This window comes from Klebsiella sp. HMSC25G12, from assembly GCF_001807705.1.
GTDB lineage: Bacteria > Pseudomonadota > Gammaproteobacteria > Enterobacterales > Enterobacteriaceae > Klebsiella > Klebsiella variicola.
Genome location: NZ_KV789889.1, coordinates 1 through 1,144, shown reverse-complemented (window position 1 = coordinate 1,144; position 1,144 = coordinate 1). Strand labels below are relative to the sequence as shown.

General features: G+C 61.3%; 2 protein-coding genes. Both read left to right on the top strand.

Annotation, left to right across the window (positions count from 1 at the left end; all coding sequences use genetic code 11):
• Positions 1–585 (top strand): plasmid SOS inhibition protein A (locus HMPREF3096_RS13310; protein ID WP_141749337.1); only part of this gene is annotated, 585 nt, incomplete at its 5' end.
• Positions 582–905: a hypothetical protein gene (locus HMPREF3096_RS13305; protein ID WP_020314937.1), complete on the top strand. Its 324-nt coding sequence runs from the start codon at positions 582–584 to the stop codon at positions 903–905. The genes HMPREF3096_RS13310 and HMPREF3096_RS13305, both read left to right, overlap by 4 nt.
• Positions 906–1,144: the final 239 nt, after the last annotated feature.

Sequence of the window (1,144 nt, the reverse complement as noted above, 5' to 3'; positions counted from 1 at the left end):
ACCGGGAACAGCCGCATGAACACGACCGTGGCACAGCGCATTCCCGGCCTCAACTGGGACCCGAAGCATCGCCTGAGCAGCCTCAAACAGGTGGAGGAGGCGCTCGACGCACTGATTGCCAGCCACGGGGAGTGCTGCCCGCTGCCGCTGCCGGTGGACGTTCAGGCTGAACTGTTCCCGGAGGTGCTGCACACCCGGACTGAACGCCGGTTGCAGCGCAGAAACATCGCGTTCACCCGCAGGATGCGCCGGGAAGAACGGACGCTGGCGCATCACTGGCGGCTGCGGCAGAACCTGCTGGGGCAGGCCGTCACGGAGCTGAACTTTCAGTCCCCGGAGACGGTCAGCAACTGGTACCGCCGGTGGGCCGAAGAGTTTGACGCGCGCGAGCTGGAGCCTGCTTTCTGGCACTGGCGGTCGCGGTTTGCCTCGCTGGCCTCCCTGGACTGGCTGCGTGACGCTGGTGAGCCGCTGTACGGGGTCATTCATGAAATCGGCTTCATTGTGCGTGACACCCCGGAGGCTGTCCGTCAGGCGGAGCGCTGGCAGGTCCCGAACAAACTGACGGACCGGAGGCGGGGATGAAATGGCGTTACTCTCTGCGCTGGAAATTACCATCACCGTGTCCCGGTCCGCATGAACTGGCATCCGAAGTGGTGGAGGCCGGACAGCCTGCGCCTGAATCCATTATGTCGCGCTGGGTGGCGGGCGCCGGGTATGCGGTGTGCGTGGATTTTCCCGATGAGCGGCAGATTAAGCGCTGGAGTGATGAGCGCAAAGCCGCTGCGCGTCGAAGGAATCTTGAGCGTCGGGTCAACAGGATGGCGCCCCTGTTTGCTGAGGAACTGATTGAGAGGGAGCTTGAGGGGCGACCAGACTATTTCCGGGGAAAATCTCAGACCTGAATCGGGTGAGGTCCGGTTCAGGCGCGCATCGGTGTGGAGCCTGCAACGTCTGAAAGAAAAAAAGCACAACGACGGATAAAAAGAGGGGCGCTGACGCGCTCCTCTTGATCCTGTCACTGCATTGTTGATCTTAAATCCTTTGTCTCCCTGATACGGTTTTCTGACAGGGTGAGTCTCTCCTCCTGCTGCTTTCTCTCTTCTTCCGTTTCTTTCTGACTGGCCAGACCCGGGGACACCTT